Origin of the sequence: Enterobacter cloacae complex sp. 6730903, assembly GCF_048283985.1 — a bacterium.
In the GTDB taxonomy this organism is placed as follows: Bacteria; Pseudomonadota; Gammaproteobacteria; order Enterobacterales; family Enterobacteriaceae; genus Enterobacter; species Enterobacter hormaechei_C.
Genome location: NZ_JBLVXX010000010.1, coordinates 95,798 through 115,631, shown reverse-complemented (window position 1 = coordinate 115,631; position 19,834 = coordinate 95,798). Strand labels below are relative to the sequence as shown.

19 protein-coding genes and 1 pseudogene are annotated in these 19,834 nt (G+C 57.4%); 16 read left to right on the top strand and 4 right to left on the bottom strand.

Going from position 1 to position 19,834, the window contains the following annotated elements; genetic code table 11:
- The first annotated feature begins 151 nt into the window (after positions 1–151).
- Complete coding sequence (locus ACNQ0W_RS07725) at positions 152–1,213, top strand: YncE family protein (RefSeq protein ID WP_062932992.1); 1,062 nt, start codon at positions 152–154, stop codon at positions 1,211–1,213.
- Between the two features lie 92 nt (positions 1,214–1,305).
- Here ACNQ0W_RS07725 and ansP read toward each other — a convergent pair whose 3' ends face one another.
- Together ansP and ACNQ0W_RS07715 are read right to left on the bottom strand one after the other, a co-directional pair.
- Positions 1,306–2,802: an L-asparagine permease gene (gene ansP, locus ACNQ0W_RS07720; RefSeq protein ID WP_062932993.1), complete on the bottom strand. Its 1,497-nt coding sequence runs from the start codon at positions 2,800–2,802 to the stop codon at positions 1,306–1,308.
- A gap of 327 nt (positions 2,803–3,129) precedes the next feature.
- The gene (locus ACNQ0W_RS07715) at positions 3,130–4,020 is read right to left on the bottom strand and encodes a LysR family transcriptional regulator (protein ID WP_062932994.1); all 891 of its coding nucleotides are present in this window, start codon (positions 4,018–4,020) and stop codon (positions 3,130–3,132) included.
- A 112-nt stretch (positions 4,021–4,132) separates the two neighbouring features.
- Between ACNQ0W_RS07715 and ACNQ0W_RS07710 the strand changes: the two genes are divergently transcribed.
- The 13 genes and pseudogenes from ACNQ0W_RS07710 to ACNQ0W_RS07650 all read left to right on the top strand — a co-directional run bounded on the left by ACNQ0W_RS07710 (position 4,133) and on the right by ACNQ0W_RS07650 (position 15,607).
- Positions 4,133–4,531: a cupin domain-containing protein gene (locus ACNQ0W_RS07710; RefSeq protein ID WP_062932995.1), complete on the top strand. Its 399-nt coding sequence runs from the start codon at positions 4,133–4,135 to the stop codon at positions 4,529–4,531.
- A 71-nt stretch (positions 4,532–4,602) separates the two neighbouring features.
- Positions 4,603–5,142, top strand: a complete 540-nt coding sequence (locus ACNQ0W_RS07705) for a shikimate kinase (protein ID WP_062932996.1) — start codon at positions 4,603–4,605, stop codon at positions 5,140–5,142.
- Positions 5,143–5,251: 109 nt separating this feature from the next.
- Entirely contained in the window at positions 5,252–6,253 is a 1,002-nt protein-coding gene (locus tag ACNQ0W_RS07700) for an MsnO8 family LLM class oxidoreductase (RefSeq protein ID WP_017693372.1), read from the top strand.
- Positions 6,250–7,371: an amidohydrolase gene (locus tag ACNQ0W_RS07695; RefSeq protein ID WP_017382285.1), complete on the top strand. Its 1,122-nt coding sequence runs from the start codon at positions 6,250–6,252 to the stop codon at positions 7,369–7,371. Before ACNQ0W_RS07700 ends, ACNQ0W_RS07695 begins: the two co-directional genes overlap by 4 nt.
- Before the next feature lie 16 nt (positions 7,372–7,387).
- Positions 7,388–9,651: pseudogene (locus ACNQ0W_RS07690) on the top strand (NtaA/DmoA family FMN-dependent monooxygenase).
- A gap of 9 nt (positions 9,652–9,660) precedes the next feature.
- Positions 9,661–10,170, top strand: coding sequence for a GNAT family N-acetyltransferase (locus tag ACNQ0W_RS07685; RefSeq protein ID WP_062932998.1), 510 nt, complete (start codon positions 9,661–9,663; stop codon positions 10,168–10,170).
- Positions 10,171–10,179: 9 nt separating this feature from the next.
- Positions 10,180–11,106, top strand: coding sequence for an amino acid ABC transporter permease (locus ACNQ0W_RS07680; protein WP_047728456.1), 927 nt, complete (start codon positions 10,180–10,182; stop codon positions 11,104–11,106).
- Positions 11,090–11,863: an amino acid ABC transporter ATP-binding protein gene (locus tag ACNQ0W_RS07675; RefSeq protein ID WP_045334928.1), complete on the top strand. Its 774-nt coding sequence runs from the start codon at positions 11,090–11,092 to the stop codon at positions 11,861–11,863. The genes ACNQ0W_RS07680 and ACNQ0W_RS07675 overlap by 17 nt, the downstream gene beginning before the upstream one ends.
- A gap of 9 nt (positions 11,864–11,872) precedes the next feature.
- Complete coding sequence (locus tag ACNQ0W_RS07670; protein WP_062932999.1) at positions 11,873–12,760, top strand: transporter substrate-binding domain-containing protein; 888 nt, start codon at positions 11,873–11,875, stop codon at positions 12,758–12,760.
- 41 nt (positions 12,761–12,801) lie between these two features.
- Entirely contained in the window at positions 12,802–13,419 is a 618-nt protein-coding gene (locus ACNQ0W_RS07665; protein WP_062933000.1) for a glutathione S-transferase family protein, read from the top strand.
- 37 nt (positions 13,420–13,456) lie between these two features.
- Positions 13,457–13,687, top strand: coding sequence for a tautomerase PptA (gene pptA, locus ACNQ0W_RS07660; protein ID WP_003857012.1), 231 nt, complete (start codon positions 13,457–13,459; stop codon positions 13,685–13,687).
- A 186-nt stretch (positions 13,688–13,873) separates the two neighbouring features.
- Positions 13,874–14,875, top strand: a complete 1,002-nt coding sequence (locus ACNQ0W_RS07655; protein WP_062933001.1) for a Kdo(2)-lipid IV(A) acyltransferase — start codon at positions 13,874–13,876, stop codon at positions 14,873–14,875.
- 90 nt (positions 14,876–14,965) lie between these two features.
- Entirely contained in the window at positions 14,966–15,607 is a 642-nt protein-coding gene (locus ACNQ0W_RS07650) for a hypothetical protein (protein WP_023296669.1), read from the top strand.
- Here ACNQ0W_RS07650 and ACNQ0W_RS07645 read toward each other — a convergent pair.
- Positions 15,600–15,899, bottom strand: coding sequence for an ArsR/SmtB family transcription factor (locus ACNQ0W_RS07645; protein ID WP_062933002.1), 300 nt, complete (start codon positions 15,897–15,899; stop codon positions 15,600–15,602). The genes ACNQ0W_RS07650 and ACNQ0W_RS07645 overlap by 8 nt on opposite strands.
- 161 nt (positions 15,900–16,060) lie before the next feature.
- Here ACNQ0W_RS07645 and fusA point away from each other — a divergent pair, with 161 nt between their 5' ends.
- Complete coding sequence (fusA, locus tag ACNQ0W_RS07640) at positions 16,061–18,160, top strand: elongation factor G (RefSeq protein ID WP_032671178.1); 2,100 nt, start codon at positions 16,061–16,063, stop codon at positions 18,158–18,160.
- Between the two features lie 48 nt (positions 18,161–18,208).
- On the opposite strand, the gene ACNQ0W_RS07635 is transcribed toward fusA, so the two are convergent.
- A complete protein-coding gene (locus ACNQ0W_RS07635) occupies positions 18,209–18,781 on the bottom strand; it encodes a flavin reductase family protein (RefSeq protein ID WP_015570464.1) in 573 nt (190 codons plus the stop codon).
- A gap of 105 nt (positions 18,782–18,886) precedes the next feature.
- On the opposite strand from ACNQ0W_RS07635, the gene nhoA reads away from it, so the two are divergent.
- Positions 18,887–19,732 (top strand): N-hydroxyarylamine O-acetyltransferase, encoded by an 846-nt coding sequence (nhoA, locus tag ACNQ0W_RS07630; protein WP_062933003.1) that lies wholly within the window; start codon positions 18,887–18,889, stop codon positions 19,730–19,732.
- The last annotated feature ends 102 nt before the right edge of the window (positions 19,733–19,834 follow it).

Here is a 19,834-nt window from a genome sequence, read left to right as displayed (position 1 = left end):
CATTTCGTGAATGTAAGGCTTTGAAGGAAAGAAATACTCCACATTCAACTCATTAATGATTACTATTCTCATTAAAATAGCGGCAAAGCGATGACTTTGCCCACCGGAAGTGATGTCAGCGGTAAATCTCCTCATTTAAAAAGGAATTGTTATGTCTTTACGTCATCTGTGCTCGCCGCGCCTGCGTGGGTCTCTGCTGTTGGGCTCTTTACTGTTTGCCGGTACGTTCCAGGTTCATGCCGCTGAAGAGATGCTGCGCAAAGCGGTCGGCAAGGGCGCGTATGAAATGGCCGTCAGCCAGCAGGAAAACGCGCTGTGGGTTGCGACGTCACAAAGCCGCAAAACCGATAAGGGCGGCGTGGTCTATCGTCTGGATCCGGTCACGCTGGAAGTGACGCAGGCGATTCATAACGATCTCAAGCCGTTTGGCGCCACGATCGATAACGCCACCCAGACGCTGTGGTTCGGTAACACCGTCAACAGCGCCGTGACGGCGATTGACGCCAAAACGAGCGAGGTGAAAGGGCGCCTGGTGCTGGACGATCGCAAGCGTAGCGACACGGTGAAGCCGCTTCAGCCGCGCCAGCTGGTGGCCGATGACACGACCAATACGGTGTACATTACCGGCATCGGCAAGCAGAGCGTGATCTGGGTTGTTGATGGCGCAACGCTGAAGCTGAAGGACACCATCACGAACACCGGCACGTTCAGCACCGGGCTGGCGCTGGATGCGAAGGCAAAACGCCTGTATACCACCAATGCGGACGGCGAGCTGGTGACCATTGATACGGCAACCAACAAAATTCTCAGCCGTAAAAAAGTGCAGGATGACGGAAAAGAGCACTTCTACCTGAACCTGAGCCTGGACACTGCCGGCCAGCGTGCGTTTGTGACGGATTCAAAACAGCCAGAAGTGCTGGTGGTGAATCTGAAAGATGGCAGCGTGATGCAGAAAATCGCCGCGCCAGCATCGCTGGCCGTACTGTTTAACCCGGCGCGTAACGAAGCCTATGTGACGCACCGCGAGGCGGGTAAGGTGAGTGTGATTGACGCCAAAACCTACAAAGTGACCAAAACTTATGATACCCCGGTTTACCCGAACAGCCTGGCGCTGTCTGCGGATGGTAAAACGCTGTACGTGACGGTGAAACAGAAATCAACCCGTCAGCAGGAAGCGACCCAGCCTGACGATGTGATTCGTATCGCGCTGTGATGGTGGAATTGCCCGGTGGCGCTGCGCTTACCGGGCCTACAAAACCATGAGATGTAGGCCGGGTAAGGCGAAGCCGCCATCCGGCTTTTTTATTAACGCGAGGTTTCTTCTACCAGCGGTGCGTCGTGCTTTTCATCGTCGTGATGAAGCGGCGCGGTGCTGTGGATCTCGTGAACGCGCTTACGCACGCCGAACCAGCCAGCAATCAGCAGAACCGCCAGCAGCGGAATTGTGGCGATGGTGTAAGTACCGTTCGGGTAGTCGAAGGCCATCAGCACCAGCACGCTCAGCAGGAACAGCAGGGTAAGCCAGGAGGTTACCGGTGCGCCCGGCAGCTTGAAGCTGACGTCAGCCGCTTTTCCTTCTTTGATCGCTTTGCGCAGACGCATCTGACACACCACGATAAAGGCCCAGGAGGCAATAATGCCCAGCGCAGCGACGTTCAGCACGATCTCAAACACCTGAGACGGCACCAGATAGTTCAGGAACACGCCAAAGATATACACCACCAGCGTGGCCAGAATACCCGCGTAAGGCACCTGCTGCTTGCTCATCTTCGACATAAACTTCGGCGCAGACCCTCCCATCGACATGGAGCGCAGGATACGACCCGTCGAATAGAGCCCGGAGTTCAGGCTGGAGAGCGCGGCGGTCAGTACCACGATGTTCATGATGCTGCCCACGTACGGCACGCCCAGCTTAGAGAAGAAGGTCACAAACGGGCTTTGCCCCGCCTGGTATGCATTCCACGGCAGCAGCAGAACCAGCAGCACCACGGAACCCACATAGAACAGACCGATACGCCAGATCACGCTGTTGATGGCTTTTGGCACCATCGTCTGCGGATCTTTACATTCACCTGCCGCCGTACCGACCAGTTCGATGGAGGCAAAGGCGAACACTACCCCCTGCACCAGAACCAGCGCTGGCAGCAGGCCGTGCGGGAAGAAACCACCGTTATCGGTAATCAGGTGGAAGCCGGTTGCGTTACCGTCCAGCGGTTTACCGGTGCCGAGGAATACGGTCCCGACCACCAGGAAGATCACAATGGCCAGTACCTTCACCAGCGCGAACCAGAACTCCATTTCGGCAAACCATTTCACGCCGATCATGTTCATGGTCCCGACAATTGCCAGCGCCCCGAGGGCGAACACCCACTGCGGCACATCACCAAACGCGCCCCAGTAGTGCATATACAGCGCAACGGCGGTGATATCGACGATACCGGTCATCGCCCAGTTAACGAAGTACATCCAGCCCGCGACATACGCGGCTTTTTCACCAAGAAACTCGCGGGCGTAAGAGACAAAGCTGCCGCTGGAAGGGCGGTGGAGTACCAGTTCGCCGAGGGCGCGAAGGATGAAGAAAGAGAAGATCCCGCACACCAGATAGACCAGGGCGAGAGCGGGGCCAGCCATTTGCAGACGTGCGCCTGCACCTAAAAACAGACCTGTACCGATAGCGCCGCCGATGGCGATCATCTGCACCTGACGGTTGCCCATCGCCTTGTGATAGCCCTCTTCATGAGAGTTCAACCAGCGACGTTTCGCAGCATGATGATCGGCTGCGCTTTTATTGCTTGTTTTCATTGAGTTACCTGTTTGCCTGTCTGAACCATTAACGTGATAGTCCTGCCTGGCAGATGCCGAAACAAACGATTGCTTCTGCGCAGACACATGCTGCCTTTCCAGTCATTCTGTGTATGGATAAGGCAAAACATGGCGAGGCATCCTACCCGCAATTGATAAGCGACGCAAAATATAACCGTGCCGAAAGTGATGCACGTCGAAGGAAATCGTGTGGTCAGAGCAGACGGGGATCACAACGCGCTGAATCGTGGCGTTTTTTTAGGCAAAAAGGTCGGCGAATGGTGATTTAATCATCAGGTTTACTTAATAGTTACCTATAGGTAGAGACTATGAATGCCGCAGGGCTGCAATGAGTAATGCAAATGCGGTCGTGTGCTGGCGGCGGCTCGGATAATACAGATGGTATCCCGTAAAAACCGGACACCAGGCTTCAAGCACACGCACTAACCGGCCCTCAGCAAGGGCGTCCTGAACCGCATCTTCCGGGACGTACGCCAGCCCCAGACCGTTTTCGGCGGCATCGATGCGCTGCGGCAGGCTGTTGAGGATCAGCTGGCCGTCAACCCGCACGCGCAGCTCACGTCCGTCCCGTTCAAATTCCCAGGCATATAATCCGCCGCGTGTGGGCAGGCGCATATTAATGCAGCGGTGCTGATCAAGCTGCTCCGGCGTTTCCGGTACGCCGAAACGTTGCAAATACTCTGCCGACCCGACGACCGCCATGCGCATGTCCGGCGCAATACGTACGGCAATCATATCTTTCGCCACCTGCTCACCCAGACGCACCCCCGCGTCAAAGCGGCCATCGACAATATCAGTCAGCCCATTGTCCACCGTGACTTCAACGTTGATGTCAGGATACTGCGCCATAAAGGGTATAAGCACAGGCCACAGCACCGCAGACATGGCATGCTCCCCGGCGGTAAGGCGAATATTCCCGGCAGGTCTGTCGCGGGTATCACGCAGCGCGGTGAGTTCCTGCTCGATCTCCAGCAGATGGGGGCTTAAGCGCATAAAGAGTTGCTCGCCGGCCTCGGTAGGGGCCACGCTACGGGTGGTGCGGGTTAACAGACGGACTTCCAGCCTCGCTTCCAGATTGCGCATTGCGTGGCTGAGTGCCGACTGAGATACCCCAAGCTGCGCCGCGGCGCGGGTAAAGCTGCGCTCCCGGGCAACGACCATAAAGGAAAGCAGATCGTTGAAGTTGTCTTTTAACATGGCGGTTTACTCGATTTATGAATTGAATTCATGGTTCCTTTCTGATTATGCACTCTAATGCTCCCCATGGCTTTACGCTACTGTTAACGCAACAGCAAACGAGGAGTTAATCATGAAAATTATCCGTAGCGGTTCGTTACCTTCTGTTCAGGGGCCAGAGGCCTGGTTTACCGGCTGCGTGCGCATTGACGCACCTTTCCAGGCGACTGAACCGGCAAAAGTCGGCGGCGCGACCGTCACCTTTGAACCCGGCGCACGTACCGCCTGGCATACGCATCCTCTTGGACAAACGCTGATCGTGACGCAGGGGCGCGGCTGGTTACAGGAGTGGGGGAAAGAGGCGGAACCGCTGAATCAGGGTGATATCGCCTGGATCCCACCCGGCGTGAAGCACTGGCACGGCGCAAGCGCGCAGACGGCCATGACCCATATCGCCATCGCAGAAGCGGTCAACGGGAGCCCGGTGGCATGGCTGGAGAAGGTCACCGATGAGCAGTATCCGAACGAGTAGCCTGGCGTTTCGTAAACAAATTATTAACGTTATGATTCGATCCGTTTTCTTCAGCATGTGCAGGCGGAACGGTGAAAATCAATATCATAGGCACCAGCGGAAGTGGGAAAAGCACGTTTGGCAGGCGAATCGCGGAGGCGCTGGCTATCCCTTACATTGAGATGGACAGGCTTTTCTGGCGAGCGAACTGGCAGGGAACACCGGATGATGAGTTTCTTGCAACCCTGGAAAAAGCGCTCGCCGCCTCGCCTGACTGGGTCCTGGACGGGAATTACAACCGCACACGCGACGTTAAGTGGCGCAACGTCGATCTGGTGGTGTGGATAGATCGTGGGTTTATCCGCACGCTCTGGCAGGCGGTGACGCGGGCCTCCAGACGCGCCTGGCACAAACAGGAGCTCTGGCCTGGCACGGGGAACCGCGAAAGCTTTCGTCGGTCGTTCCTTAGCAAGGACTCTATTATCATCTGGACGATCAAAACCTGGCGCAGCAACCGCAAACGATATGAGGCGGATATGCAAAACCCGCAGTACGCACACATTCACTTTCTCCGCATTACCCGACGGCAGGATGCGGAAAGACTCATTACATCGCTCAAATCACGCCGATGACAGACTCTCTATTGCCGTTTTCCGGCAATCCAAATGTAAATTAATTGTTTCTCAGAGGTGAAATCCGCCTTTAATAATGACGACATGTTAAGTCAAACGAGAACGCAACATGTCATGGCGAATCAGCATTCTGGATAAAAGCCCCGTCGCAGAACACGAAACAGCCGCCGATGCGCTGGCGCGAACCTTAGCACTGGCGCAACAGGCAGAAACGCTGGGTTATCACCGCTTCTGGATTGCCGAACACCACAATACCCCGCAGCTTGCCAGCCCCTCGCCGGAGCTGCTGATTGCCTGGATCCTCGGGCAAACAAAACGCATTCGCGTAGGCTCAGGCGGCGTCATGCTGCAACATTACAGCCCCTATAAAGTTGCCGAAAATTTTAACGTACTGGCCGCCATTGCGCCGGGCCGGGTTGATCTGGGCGTTGGCAAAGCGCCCGGCGGTCTGCCGCTCTCTACCCGCGCCTTGCAGCACGGCCTTAATCCGCAGGAAAAAGGCAGTTTTGCTGAACAACTGACGCAGCTCGATCGCTGGATCCGCCCTGAAAATCAGTCAGCGGAGGAGGACGTTCGCGCCACGCCGCTGCCGCCGGTGCCTGCCCGGGGATTTCTGCTGGGCGCCAGCACCGAAAGCGCGCTGCTGGCGGCCTCCCTCGACTGGCATTTTGTCTTTGCCGCCCATCTGAACGGCGATCCTGAGCTGCTGCGCGAGGTCGTCACAGCCTGGCGTCAACACAGCGTCCGGGAGGTGATTGTGGCCGTGCAGGTCATTGTTGCCCCAACCCAGGCTGAAGCCGATGCGCTGGCGCAGAAGGTTGAAGTGTGGGGCGTGGAGCTGGCAAACGGACAGCGTGTCACCGTGGCCAGCGAAGAACAGGCCTACGCCTTTGCGCGGCAGGCGGGGAGTGAACCGGTGCGCATCGCGCGTCGGGCGCAGTCTCTGCTGGCCGGAACGGCGGCCTCGGTGCTTGAACAGCTCAACGCGCTGCATCAGCAGTGGGGGATTGACGAATTTATCATCGACACGCCGGTCGCTGATGGCGCAACGCGCGTACAGTCTCTGCGACTGCTGGCCGAGGCGCGTCTTAACAGGGAGGTTACCGTATGAGCTTTAGCGAACAACTGATTGCCTGGCGCCGTGAGCTGCACCAGAACCCTGAACTCTCTGGTCAGGAGGTAGAAACAACGGCGCGCCTGCGCGAGTGGCTGACGGCAGCCGGGATTGCCCCGCTGCCTTACGATCTCCAGACCGGGCTGGTTGCGGAGATCGGCACGGGCAACGCACTGGTTGCGCTGCGCGCCGATATCGACGCGTTACCCATCGACGAGCGCAGCGGGGTGCCGTTTAGCTCCCGGCGCGCCGGGGTGATGCATGCCTGCGGACACGACATTCACACCAGCGTGATCCTCGGCGCCGCGTTAAAGCTGAAGGAGCGGGAAGCCTCGCTCAACGGTCGCGTGCGGATCCTGTTCCAGCCTGCGGAAGAAAATTTCGGCGGAGCGAAAAGCATGGTGCGGGCCGGGGCGTTACGCGACGTACGCGCGATTTTCGGGATGCATAACGAGCCTTCACTGCCGGTCGGCGAGTTTGCCACGCGCGGCGGCCCGTTCTATGCCAACGTCGATCGCTTCGTTATTCACGTAACCGGCAAAGGCGCGCATGCCGCACGTCCCCATGAAGGCAACGACGCCATCGTGCTGGCAAGCCAGCTGGTGACCGCGCTGCAAAGCGTTGCCAGCCGTAACGTCAACACGCTGGATTCGGTTGTTCTGAGCGTGACGCGCATCGCCGGGGGAAATACCTGGAACGTGCTGCCGGAAAGCGTTGAGCTGGAGGGCACGCTGCGCACGCACCGCACGGAAGTGCAGCAGAACGTAAAAGCGCGCGTCGGTGAAATCGCCGCCGGATTTGCCAGCGCCTTTAGCGCGCAGATCAACATCACCTGGTACGCCGGGCCCACCGCGCTGGTGAACGATGAGCACTGGGCCGGGTTTGCCACCTCGGTCGCGCGCGAAGCGGGATATGAAACCCGGCATGCGGAACTGCACATGGGCGGGGAGGATTTCGCGGTCTATCTGCAAAACATACCCGGCGCGTTTGTCAGCATTGGCAGCAACAGTCCGTTTGGGTTACATCACCCGGCATTTAACCCGGACGAAGCATTAATCGAACCCGCTGCCCGCTATTTTGCACAGCTCGCGGAAAAAGCCCTGCAACACGTTTAATTAATTTGAGGTGAATATGTCTGCACATCGTCAATTGCGGCTGGGGACCATTTTGCATGGTGCATCCGGAAATATGTCTGCCTGGCGCCATCCCGCGGCGGTCGCGGATGCCAGCATTAATTTTGATTTCGTCAAAGAAACGGCTTTAAAAGCAGAAGCGGGCAAGCTCGACTTTATATTTGTGGCTGACGGTCTTTATATTAACGAGAAATCCATTCCGCATTTTTTAAACCGCTTTGAGCCGCTGACGGTGTTGTCCGCGCTGGCGAGTATCACCTCGCGCCTGGGGCTGGTCGGCACGTTATCCACCTCGTACAGCGAGCCTTTCACCGTTGCACGTCAGTTCGCCAGCCTCGATCACCTGAGCAACGGACGCGCGGGCTGGAACGTGGTGACGTCGCCGCTGGAAGGGTCAGCGAAGAACTTCTCCCGCGAAAAACACCCGGAGCATGCGCTGCGCTACCGCATTGCCGATGAGTATCTCGACGTGGTGAAAGGGCTGTGGGACTCCTGGGAAGGGGATGCCTTTATCCGCAATAAAGAGAGCGGACAGTTCTTTGATGCGTCGAAACTGCATACGCTGGATCACCACGGTGATTTCTTCCAGGTTTCCGGCCCGCTGAATATTGGCCGCACGCCGCAGGGACGTCCGATTGTCTTTCAGGCTGGCGCGTCCGACGACGGTAAAAAGCTGGCGGCAAAACATGCTGACGCCATCTTTACCCACCATGACACGCGGGAAGAAGCCCAGGCTTTTTACCGCGATGTTAAACAGCAGCTGGAAAGTCACGGCCGTCGCGCAGGGGATTTACATATATTCCAGGGCGTCAGCGTGATTGTCGGAAACGACGCCGATGACGTAGAAAACCAGTATCAAACTACGGCGGCACTGGTCTCCATAAATGATGCGCTGAATTACCTCGGACGTTATTTCGAGCATCACGACTTCAGCCAGTATCCCCTCGACGCGCCGTTCCCGGATATTGGCGACTTGGGCAAAAACAGCTTCCGCAGCACCACCGATGAAATCAAGCGTAACGCCCGTGAGCGCAACTTAACTTTGCGTCAGGTCGCGCTGGAAGCCGCATCGCCGCGCCCGCGTTTTTCCGGCACACCGGAGCAGGTGGCCGATGGTTTACAGGCCTGGTTCGAAGAGAAGGCGGCGGATGGCTTCATCATTCAGGGCGGCACGCCGGACACTTTCCCGCGCTTTGTCGACCAGGTGGTGCCCGTTTTACAGGCGCGCGGCCTGTTCCGCACCGACTATCCCGGCACCACGCTGCGCGAAAGTCTGGGCTTAGACGAGCCCAAAAATCAGTTCATACAACAATAAAAGAGAAAAATGCTATGCAGAAATCATCGCTTATTCTGGCGCTTGCGCTGGCCTTTACCCCTGCCGTCTGGGCAGAGAACGTCAATATTAACGGCACCGGCGTGAGCATTGAGGCCAATAAAACGCCGATCAATACCGCCAAAAACAGCGATGCGATCGCGCAACTGCCGAAAGACTATCGCTTTGCCGTGCCGGGGAAATTTACCGTGGCGGTGGCGGGACTGAATCAACCGCCGCTGACGGTCTTTTCCGACGACAACAAAACTCTGCTGGGAAGTGAGGTCGACATTGCGCGTCTGGTGGCGGACAGCCTCGGACTGGAGCTGAACGTGGTTCCCACCTCCTGGGAGGACTGGCCGCTGGGGGTTGCCTCCGGTAAATACGACGCGGCTATCAGCAACATCACCGTCACCAAAGCGCGCAAAGAGAAGTTCGACTTCGCCACCTACCGCAAGGATTCTCTTGGCTTCTACGTGAAATCCACCAGCCCGATCAACTCGCTTGTGAAGGCAGAGGATATCGCCGGGCTGCGCATCATCGTGGGTTCCGGCACCAACCAGGAGGCCATCCTGCTGGCATGGAACGAAGAGAACCTCAAAAAAGGGCTTAAACCCTTTACGCCGATCTACACCAAAGACGACGCGGCCCAAACGCTGGCGCTTCAGTCCGGACGTGCGGACGCCTACTTTGGTCCGAACGTGATCGGCGCCTGGAAAGCGGCGCTTAACGGTAAAACCAAACTGGTCGGCAGCGTCGACGGCGGCTGGCCGAAGGCGGCGCATATCGCGGTGACGCTGAAAAAAGGCAGCGGCCTGGTCGAACCGGTTCAGACCGCGCTGAACGGCGCGATCAAGAACGGCGATTACGACAAAGTGCTGAACCGCTGGGGAGAAGGCGTGGAGCGTATCCCCAGTTCCGAAGTTAACCCGGCGGGTCTGGGCGATTGAGGAGGCGCTATGCGCGAACAATTTCGTGACGTTTCGCCGGAAGATGCCGATCTTCAGCCCATTATCGAGGGGCTGTTCGGTGAATACGCCGCTCTTTACGGCGACTACTTTTCAAAAGATGCGGAAGTCGAGCTGACAGAGTGGTACCTGGCGCCGCAGGGGCTGTTTATCGTCCTGGAGCGCGATGGCGAGATCATCGCCACCGGTGCGTACAAGCCCTTCGACGAACATACCGCAGAGATCAAACGCATCTGGACGAATAAAACGCTGCGCCAGCAGGGGCTGGCCGCGCGCGTGGTACAGGAGCTGGAGCGCCGGGCGGTGCTGGCGGGCTACAGCCACATCTACCTGACCACGGGGTTTCGCCAGCCGGAGGCGGTGCGGCTCTATCTCAGCCAGGGGTATCAGCCGCAGTTCGATCTTAACCGTGATCCGGAAGAGTATAGCCAGCCGCCGTTCGACGGTCGGCTGCGTTTCACCAAGACGCTGATCCGCGAAGCGCTCAGCAAAACCGCATAAGGAGCGACGATGAGCAACGTTGAAACCATAAAAGTGGTCCCGGCACGTTATCCGCTGCGCGCTGCTGGCGCCGTGGTGGCGCTGTTTGTGCTGGCGGTCGTGATCCAGTCCGTGGCCTTTAATCCGCGCTGGGAATGGGCGGTATTTGCCCGCTGGTTCTTCGACCCGGTGATCCTCGAAGGCGTCGGCCAGACGCTGCTGCTGACGTTGATAAGCACCGTACTGAGCGTGGTGATTGGCGGCATGCTGGCGCTGGCGAGGCTCTCGTCATCATGGCTGTTGAGCAGCCTGGCGTGGGGTTACATCTGGCTGTTCCGTTCCCTGCCGCTGATCGTGGTGCTGATTATCCTCTATAACTTCTCCTATCTCTACGACACGCTCTCTCTCGGCGTGCCTTTTACCGGCATTACCTGGGGCAGCTTTGAAACCATCAACGTTCTCGGGCAGTTTTCTACCGCCATCGTGGGGCTGACGCTGGTGCAGAGCGCCTATACTGCGGAGATCATTCGCGGGGGCTTCCTTGGGGTCGACCACGGTCAGTATGAGGCGGCCGCTGCGCTGGGTCTGCCGGCATGGCGTCGCACGGTGCGCATCATTCTCCCCCAGGCGCTGCGCACCATTCTGCCGTCCGGGTTTAACGAAATCATCAGCCTCGCCAAAGGGACGGCGATGGTTTACGTGCTGGCGATGCCGGAACTGTTCTACACGATCCAGATGATCTACAACCGCACCCAGGAGGTGATCCCGCTGTTGATGGTGGGCGCCGTCTGGTATCTGGTGATCACCACCGTACTGTCTGCCATCCAGCATGTTATTGAGCGTGGACTCGCCCGCAGCGAGCGCCGCTCCGCCGTAAACCACAACCGGGCGACCAGTCGCGCGCGTTCCGTCACCACTTCGCCAGCACAGGAGCCCGTTCATGCAAGCCTCTCCTGAAGGACACATTTCCATTACCGGCGTCAGTAAGTTTTTTGGCCGACATAAAGCGCTCGATAACGTCACGCTTGAGATCCCGCCGGGCTCCGTGACGGTGATCCTCGGTCCCTCTGGATCGGGAAAATCGACGCTGCTGCGCACCATTAACCATCTGGAGCGCGTAGACGAAGGCTTTATTCAGATTGACGGGGATTACATCGGCTATCGCCGTCAGGGTGACAAACTCTACGAGCTAAAAGAGAAAGAGATCCTGAAACAGCGCGTCAACGTTGGATACGTGTTTCAGAACTTCAATCTTTTTCCGCATCTCACGGTGCTGGAAAACCTGATTGAAGCACCCATCGCGCATAAAAAATTCACTAAAAAAGAGGCTGTTGAAAACGCCTACAGCCTGCTGGATGTGGTAGGACTGCGCGATAAAGCCGATGCCTGGTCGCGTCATCTCTCCGGTGGCCAGCAACAGCGTATCGCCATTGCCCGCGCGCTGGCGCTGCGCCCCCGCGTAATGCTGTTTGATGAACCCACCTCGGCGCTGGATCCGGAACTGGTTGGCGAAGTGCTGGACGTGATTAAAAAGCTCGCCCGTTCCGGCACTACGCTGGTGGTGGTCACCCATGAGATCGGCTTTGCCCGGGAAGTGGCGGACCAGGTGGTATTTATGGTCGACGGTAAAATTGTGGAGCAGGGCAGCAGCGACGACGTCTTAAACCGACCGTCGCATCCGCGAACGCGCCAGTTCCTCTCAAAAGTGCTGTAAGGAGCGCAGATGAAATATGGACTCCTGGCGGGGCTGGTCTTCACGACGGCGAGCCACGCCAGCATTGATTTAAAGGCCAACGAACAGCCGCTGCCGGTGACGGTTGATCAACAGGCAGTGGCGAAAATCCCGGCGAACTATAAATTTGTTGAGCCGGGTACCCTCACGGTGGCGATTTCAGCCCTGAATTCTCCGCCGCTGGCGCTGCTGGCCAGTGATAACCGCACCCGTATTGGCAGCGACCCGGATATCGCCCGATTGCTGGCGGGCAGCCTGGGGCTGAAGCTGAAGCTGGTGCCAACGGCGTGGGAAGACTGGCCGCTGGGGATCACTTCCGGGCGCTATGACGTGGCGTTGGTGAATATCGCCGTCACCGAGCAACGTAAGGCGAAGTTCGATTTTGCGACCTATCGCGTCGATTCCCTGGCCTTCTCGGTGAAATCCACCAGCAACGTACAGTCGATCACCCGTGCGAAAGATCTGGCCGGTAAAAAGGTGATTGTCGGGTCAGGCACCAATCAGGAGCGTATTCTGCTGGGCTGGAACGAAGAGAATAAAAAGGCCGGGCGTGAGCCTACGTTGCCGGTTTATCTGACCGACGACGCCTCAGGCAATCTCTATATTCAGTCCGGCAGGGCGGATGTGTTCTTTGGACCGCAGTCCGTTTCTGCCTATAAAGCCGCGTTAACCGGCAAAACCCGCGTCGTGGGATTAGGACCGAAGAAAGCCTATGTCGCCACCACAACCAAAAAAGGCAATGGGCTGGTGTATGCGTTGCAGGCTGCGCTGAACGGTGCGATTAAGCGCGGAGAGTATCAAAAGGTGCTGGCGCGCTGGGGGGAGGCGGGCGAAGCGGTGACGTATTCAGACGTTAATCCGCCCGGGATAACCTACTAATGGTGCTCTACACTTAGGGTTTTCATCCCTGAGGGGGCAACATGATCAAACTCTATGGCATACCCGGCTGGGGATCGGCAATCAGTGAAGTGATGCTGACTCTGGCAGACATCCCGTATCAGTTCGTCAACGTGGACGGGTTTGACCAGCCCGGCCCGCAGCGCGAATTGCTGTTGAAACTGAACCCGCTGTGCCAGGTGCCGACGCTGGAGCTGGAAAACGGGGCGATCGTGACGGAAACCGCGGCGATCGCCCTGATGGTGCTCGACAGACGTCCCGACCTCGCGCCGCCCGTTGGGCAGGCCGAGCGCCAGCAGTTTCAGCGCCTGCTCATCTGGTTTGTGGCTAATGTCTATCCCACCTTTACGTATGCAGACTACCCGGAACGCTGGGTGCCTGATGCCCCGGAACAGCTGAAGAAAAATTGCATTGAGTACCGAAAATCGCTCTATCTGTGGTTCGACAGCCAGCTCAGCGCCTCGCCGTTTGCGTTTGGCAAACAGCTGACGCTGCTTGACGTCTATATTGCCGTTGCGCGTACCTGGGGGCCACGTCATGAGTGGTTTGCCACCAACACGCCTAATATTACCGCCGTCGCGGATGCCGTCTGTGCGCTGCCGGAACTGCACAAGGTGCTAAAAGCTAACGATATAATCTGATAACGTGGAGCGCTCATCTATAAAAGGAGCCCTGCCCATGCCACACGTTGACATCAAATGTTTTCCACGCGATCTGACTGACGAACAAAAAACGGCCCTGGCGGCGGATATCGCCGAAGCGATCGCCCGTCACCTGAACAGTAAAGATCGTTCAATCTCCGTGGCGCTTCAGGAGGTTCAGGAAGCTGACTGGAAGGCGCAGGTCTGGGATACCGAGATCGGCCCGAAACTGGATGAACTGATTAAGAAGCCCGGCTATTCGATGTAACTTGCCTGCCGGGTGGTGCAATATCACCCGGCGATCCCCACTTTTATTCCCTTTCGCAAAAATCGATAATAAAAACCATAACGATTCCGCTACAATTCATCCATCCGAACAATATCCGTTAAATCAGCAGGTAAACACTGCAACTGCACCAGATAAAGTACAAATTAGTAAAAGGATAATTTTTCCATGACAAAATTACCTCAGTTTTCACTCGCGTTTATTCATCCTCGTTACTGGCTCAGCTGGGCAGGCATTGCCGCACTCTGGTGCACGGTTCAGCTTCCGTATCCGCTGCTGTTAAAAACAGGTCACGGGCTTGGGCGTCTGGCCATGCGCCTGCTTCCACGCCGCGTGGAGATCGCCAGACGAAATCTTGAGCTTTGTTTTCCTGATATGAAAGAGGACGAGCGCGAGCGTTTACTCGAGCGTAATTTTGAATCGGTTGGAATGGGCGTCATCGAAACCGGCATAGCGTGGTTCTGGCCTGACTGGCGCGTGCGGAAACACTTCAGCGTGACCGGCTACGAACATATGGAACAGGCGCGGGCGCAAGGAAGGGGCGTGGTGCTCATTGGCATGCATTTTCTCACGCTGGAATTAGGCGCACGCATCTTTGGCATGCTCAACGCGGGTATTGGTGTGTATCGTCCCAACAATAATGCGTTGCTCGACTGGCTGCAAACGCGCGGTCGTCTGCGTTCCAATAAAACCATGCTTGACCGCTATGACCTGAAGGGCATGATCCGCGCGCTGAAGCAAAACGAGATCCTGTGGTATGCCCCGGATCACGACTATGGCAAAACGAATAGCGTGTTTGTGCCGTTTTTTGCCGTCCCGGACGCCGCGACAACTGCCGGGAGCTACATGCTGGTGAAAAGTGCCAGACCGGCCGTGATCCCGTTTGTACCGCGCCGAAAAGCAGACGGCACAGGGTATGAGCTGATTATTCTGGAAGATATCAGCGATACCTTGCAGGGAGGGGATAAAGCGTCGGTAGCCACGCAGATGAACAGAGCAATTGAGCGCGCCGTGATGATGGCGCCTGAGCAATATATGTGGCTGCATCGCCGGTTCAAAACCCGCCCAGAAGGCCAGCCGGACCGGTATAAACGCAAAAAACAGGTCGTATCTTCTGCAAGAACCTTATCTGCCAGCGATATTTCGGACCGGTCGAGTATCCAGCAGTAGCCCGGCAGGGCGGATGCCGGTGCGCTCCGCCCTTTATAAATCCGGCCGCGCTGGATAGAATTACCGCATCCACATTGACGGGATGCCCCCATGACCGGAAGAGTCGATTATCATCTTGAAAAATACCTCCTCACCGAAGCCGGCGAGCCGGAACGTCTGACGCGTCAGTGGGCGGAGGTGATGCGCGAGTGTCATGACCAGAAATCCGGGGCAGAAGAGCGGCTGCGTCTCGCGCTGCTGAACGTGGATTATGTGACCAGCTTTGAGCTTCCCTTCCGGTTACTTCTTACCCGCGCACCGCAGCTGATTGATGGCATCAGAAATGAGTTTCAGCTCAGTCAAAAAAATGTCCTGTTCAACGGCAAGCGGTTTGGCTGCGTCTACAGCCTTAAACAGGATTTGAACGGCATTCCCGATGAATTTACCTACCACCTGAAGACCCGTATTCAGCGAATCGATGCGTCCGGCGGATCGGAAGTGCCTTACCGGCAAATCGCTCAGCAGGTGAAAGCCCCCCGCGAGCGCCTCCAGCTGGCGCTGGAGCAGGGGCTTGCGGTCACCGCGCTTGACGGGCTTTTCTGGTTTGGCCTCCAGCGCATAGCCGCCGACGTGCAGCGGTTAAGGAAGACCGGGATGAGAATAGTGACGTCCGATACGGAGGTGTTCGACACCCTTACCGGAACAACACGGCGTATTCCGGTATATCGTCTTGAGGACGCTGCCGCTACTTAGCCTCGAGCAAGATCGCCAGCAGCCCAGGAAAGCGGGCGTCCAGATCCTCTCTTCTCAGTGAGATCATATTCTCGCGCCCCTGCGGGCGCTGCCAGATCACACCGCTGTCGCGCAGCACGCGCCAGTGGTGAGTCATAGTAGATTTCACCACCTCTTCCGGGCGCAGCGCGTTACAGCTCAGTTCGCTGCCGTCGGCCAGCCTGCGGATAATCGCTAATCGCAGCGGGTTGCCGAGGGCGAACAGCACATTTTCCAACACTATTTGTTCAGGTTCCGGGTGGTTTGGGATCATCGTTTTCCTGCGTCTCGCGTGAGATTGAGCTATATCAACAATAGGTCAACCGTTAAAAAATAGTTCGATAATACTCGTACAATAGGACTATTATAACAAACGAACGAACACGCGACCATCCCGGTCGTCACAAACCAGTCATGAAGACTTAAGGAAATAACATGCCCCGACCCATTCCACTCGAACGTTATCGCAACATCGGTATCTCCGCGCATATCGATGCCGGCAAAACAACCACCACTGAGCGCATCCTGTTTTACACCGGGATGAGCCACAAGCTGGGTGAAGTACACGATGGCGCGGCAACCACCGACTGGATGGCGCAGGAGCAGGAGCGCGGGATCACCATTACGTCGGCGGCGGTAAGCTGTTTCTGGCCCGGTATGGACAGAGGCTTTGAACCGCACCGCATCAATATTATCGACACCCCCGGGCACGTGGATTTCACCATTGAGGTGGAACGTTCCATGCGTGTGCTCGACGGCGCGGTGATGGTCTATGACTCCGTCGGCGGCGTGCAGCCGCAGTCGGAAACCGTCTGGCGTCAGGCGAATAAATATCACGTCCCGCGCCTGGCATTCGTCAACAAAATGGACCGCCCGGGTGCGGATTTCTTCCGCGTGGTGCGGATGATGCAGGAGCGGCTGAAAGCCAATCCGGTCCCGATTGTGATCCCCGTGGGGGCAGAAGAACACTTCACCGGCGTGGTGGATCTCATCAGGATGCGCACTATTCTTTGGGATGATGCGACGCAGGGCATGGCGTTTAGCTATGCGCCAGTGCCTGACGATCTGCTGAGCACCGCCCAGGCGTGGCGAGAAAAAATGGTTTCGGCTGCGGCAGAAGCCAGCGATGAGCTTATGGATAAGTACCTTGAGACGGGCGAACTGGATGAAGCGGAAATCATCAAAGGGCTGCGGATCCGGACTATCTCCGGCGAAATACAGCCCATGCTGTGCGGCAGCGCCTTCAAGAACAAGGGCGTGCAGCGCATGCTCGACGCGGTGATTGAATTGATGCCCTCTCCACTGGACGTGCCCGCTATTGATGGGGTAGACGAAGACGGACAGCATGCTGAGCGCCACCCAAGCGATGATGAACCGTTCTCGGCGCTGGCCTTCAAGCTGATGAGCGATCCGTACGTTGGCCAGCTGACCTTTATCCGCGTCTATTCCGGCATACTGCGTAAAGGCGACGCGGTGTACAACCCGGTGAAGGGTAAGAAAGAACGTATCGGGCGCATCGTGCTGATGCATGCCAACGATCGCCATGAGGTGGACGAGCTGCGCGCAGGGGATATCGCAGCCTGTGTCGGGCTGAAAGACGTTACCACCGGTGACACGCTGACCGACCCGAATGCGGTGATCACCCTTGAACGGATGGAGTTCCCGGACCCGGTTATTTCGCTGGCGATTGAGCCGAAAACCAAGGCCGATCAGGAGAAAATGGGGATCGCCCTACAGCGCCTGGCTGCGGAGGATCCGTCGTTTCGCCTGCACACGGACGAAGAGTCCGGACAGACCATCATCTCCGGGATGGGCGAGTTGCATCTGGAGATCATCGTTGACCGCATGAAGCGTGAATTTGGCGTTGAGGCGAACATTGGTCGTCCGCAGGTCACCTACCGTGAAACCCTGCGTAAAGCGGTGAAGGATATAGAAGGTAAATTTGTCCGACAGTCCGGCGGGAAAGGGCAGTACGGTCATGTGGTCCTGAGCCTTGAGCCGTTAGCCGCCGGGAGTGGTTTTGTGTTTGAAGATGCCACCAAAGGCGGGGTGGTGCCGCGGGAGTACATCCCGTCGGTGGAAAAAGGCTTGCGAGAAGCCATGAATACGGGTGTGCTGGCGGGCTATCCGGTGGTGGATGTGAAAGCGACCCTGACGTTTGGTTCCTACCATGACGTTGACTCCTCGGAGATGGCCTTCCGCATGGCGGCGATCCTCGGCTTCAAAGAGGGCGCCAGGCGGGCGGATCCGGTTATTCTTGAGCCGGTGATGCACGTTGAGGTGGAAACGCCGGAAGAGTACGCCGGGAACATTATGGGCGATCTCTCCTCCCGTCGCGGCCTGGTGCAGGGAATGGCAGAACAGTACGGCAGCCAGATTATTCGCGCTGACGTCCCGCTGGCTGAGATGTTTGGCTACGCCACCACGCTGCGCTCGATGTCCCAGGGGCGCGCGACGTATACGATGGAGTTCCATCATTTTGCGGAAGCTCCGAGGAATGTGGCGGATGAGATCATTGCGAAGCGTGTGAAGTAATAAAAAGCCCTCTTCCTCAGGAAGAGGGCTTTTCTTTTTTGAGAAGCGTTAATCCAGCGCCTTCACCATTTTCCCGCTCGCGACAAACGTGCCCGCTCCCAGATGATGCAGCGTATTCAGTTTATCCCCGTCAAACTGCCAGCGTCCGGCGACAAATGCGCGTTCATCCGCCGCGGCGGAAACCACTTCGCCAAACAGAGTGTCATATTTCTCTGCCGCAGAGGTTACAGGTAATAACCGGCACTCCATCCACGCCAGACATTTCTCTTCTATAACCGGCAGGCCAAGCTCAGGGCCATAAATAACCGGGATCCCGTAGCAGTTAAATTTATCCTCGTCGCGCCCGCTGACGCTGCCGACCGCCCAGGTCCAGTTGGCTGCCGCCACGCCGGGGATCACAATGCCGAATTTCCCGCTGCGTTCGATCAACTCCCGTGACCACGCGCTTTTGTCTACCACAATCGCAATACGCGGGGGTTCGAATTCCACCGGCATAGACCATGCGGCGGCCATGACGTTGCGACGATCGATGGTCTCATCCCGGCTGGTGATGAGCACGGTTGGACCGTGATTCAGAAGGCGGCTGGCGTGACGTAATTCAACAGGGCGAAAGTGGCTCATAGGATCTCCTCATGTACACGATGAGTATGACGAAAAAGCACTTTTACGCATATGCATAAGGGAAAATAGTTTATAAACAGGGGATATCACATCCTGGAGCAAATCATGTCCCCATTTCTGAGTGCTTATTTCGCCCGCACGGGCTGGCAGCAGCCCGTACAGGTTGATATCGATACCCTGCGGGGGCTGCATTTACACCATAACTGCGCCATCCCTTTCGAAAATATCGATGTCGTTTTGCCGCGTGAAATCCATCTGGATGACGCGTGTCTGGTGGATAAACTGGTCACCGCGCGTCGGGGGGGATATTGCTTCGAGCAAAACGGCCTGTTTGAGCGGGTGTTGCGCGAAGTCGGGTTTACGGTGCGCAGCGTGCTGGGGCGGGTTGTGCTGGCTAATCCGTCGCAGATGCCGCCACGCACGCACCGGTTGCTGCTGGTTGAACTGAACGGCGAGCGCTGGATCGCCGATGTGGGATTTGGCGGACAAACGCTGACGGCGCCGATTCGTTTGATCGCCAACGAGGAGCAGGACACCCCGCACGGGAGTTATCGTTTGCTAAGCGAGGGTAACGACTGGGTACTGCAATTCCGCCATCACGAGCACTGGCAGTCGATGTACCATTTCGACCTGGCGACCCAGTATTTCAACGATTACGTGATGGGAAACTTCTGGTCGGCGCACTGGCCGCAGTCCCATTTCCGTCATCATCTGCTGATGTGTCGCCACCTACCGGACGGGGGCAAGCTGACGCTGACCAACTTTAATTTTACCCACTGGCAGAACGGTCATGTGGAGGAGCAGATCCATTTGCCGGATGCGGAGGCGCTGTATAAGCTGATGCAGGCGCGGTTTGGCCTGGGCGTTGATGACCCGAAGCACGGCTTTACCCTGGCCGAGCTGACGGCGGTGATGGCGGGGTTTGATACGCATCCGCAGGCAGGGAAATAGCCCGGTGGGGGGGGGGGGGGGGGGGCCGCGGCGGGCGGGGGGGGGTGGTGGGGGCTGGGCGTCGGCGCCCCCCCCCAAAAAAAAACCCCCCTGGCACACACA

Bases quoted from the DNA above. Each gene is read 5' to 3' on its own strand.
- ACNQ0W_RS07675 (WP_045334928.1), top strand. From the start codon at position 11,090: ATGCAAGCCTCTCCTGAAGGACACATTTCCATTACCGGCGTCAGTAAG.
- ACNQ0W_RS07680 (WP_047728456.1), top strand. From the start codon at position 10,180: ATGAGCAACGTTGAAACCATAAAAGTGGTCCCGGCACGTTATCCGCTG.
- ACNQ0W_RS07700 (WP_017693372.1), top strand. From the start codon at position 5,252: ATGTCATGGCGAATCAGCATTCTGGATAAAAGCCCCGTCGCAGAACAC.
- ACNQ0W_RS07655 (WP_062933001.1), top strand. From the start codon at position 13,874: ATGACAAAATTACCTCAGTTTTCACTCGCGTTTATTCATCCTCGTTAC.
- ACNQ0W_RS07650 (WP_023296669.1), top strand. From the start codon at position 14,966: ATGACCGGAAGAGTCGATTATCATCTTGAAAAATACCTCCTCACCGAA.
- pptA (WP_003857012.1), top strand. From the start codon at position 13,457: ATGCCACACGTTGACATCAAATGTTTTCCACGCGATCTGACTGACGAA.
- ACNQ0W_RS07665 (WP_062933000.1), top strand. From the start codon at position 12,802: ATGATCAAACTCTATGGCATACCCGGCTGGGGATCGGCAATCAGTGAA.
- fusA (WP_032671178.1), top strand. From the start codon at position 16,061: ATGCCCCGACCCATTCCACTCGAACGTTATCGCAACATCGGTATCTCC.
- ansP (WP_062932993.1), bottom strand. From the start codon at position 2,802: ATGAAAACAAGCAATAAAAGCGCAGCCGATCATCATGCTGCGAAACGT.
- ACNQ0W_RS07710 (WP_062932995.1), top strand. From the start codon at position 4,133: ATGAAAATTATCCGTAGCGGTTCGTTACCTTCTGTTCAGGGGCCAGAG.
- ACNQ0W_RS07725 (WP_062932992.1), top strand. From the start codon at position 152: ATGTCTTTACGTCATCTGTGCTCGCCGCGCCTGCGTGGGTCTCTGCTG.
- ACNQ0W_RS07645 (WP_062933002.1), bottom strand. From the start codon at position 15,899: ATGATCCCAAACCACCCGGAACCTGAACAAATAGTGTTGGAAAATGTG.
- nhoA (WP_062933003.1), top strand. From the start codon at position 18,887: ATGTCCCCATTTCTGAGTGCTTATTTCGCCCGCACGGGCTGGCAGCAG.
- ACNQ0W_RS07635 (WP_015570464.1), bottom strand. From the start codon at position 18,781: ATGAGCCACTTTCGCCCTGTTGAATTACGTCACGCCAGCCGCCTTCTG.
- ACNQ0W_RS07715 (WP_062932994.1), bottom strand. From the start codon at position 4,020: ATGTTAAAAGACAACTTCAACGATCTGCTTTCCTTTATGGTCGTTGCC.
- ACNQ0W_RS07695 (WP_017382285.1), top strand. From the start codon at position 6,250: ATGAGCTTTAGCGAACAACTGATTGCCTGGCGCCGTGAGCTGCACCAG.
- ACNQ0W_RS07685 (WP_062932998.1), top strand. From the start codon at position 9,661: ATGCGCGAACAATTTCGTGACGTTTCGCCGGAAGATGCCGATCTTCAG.
- ACNQ0W_RS07670 (WP_062932999.1), top strand. From the start codon at position 11,873: ATGAAATATGGACTCCTGGCGGGGCTGGTCTTCACGACGGCGAGCCAC.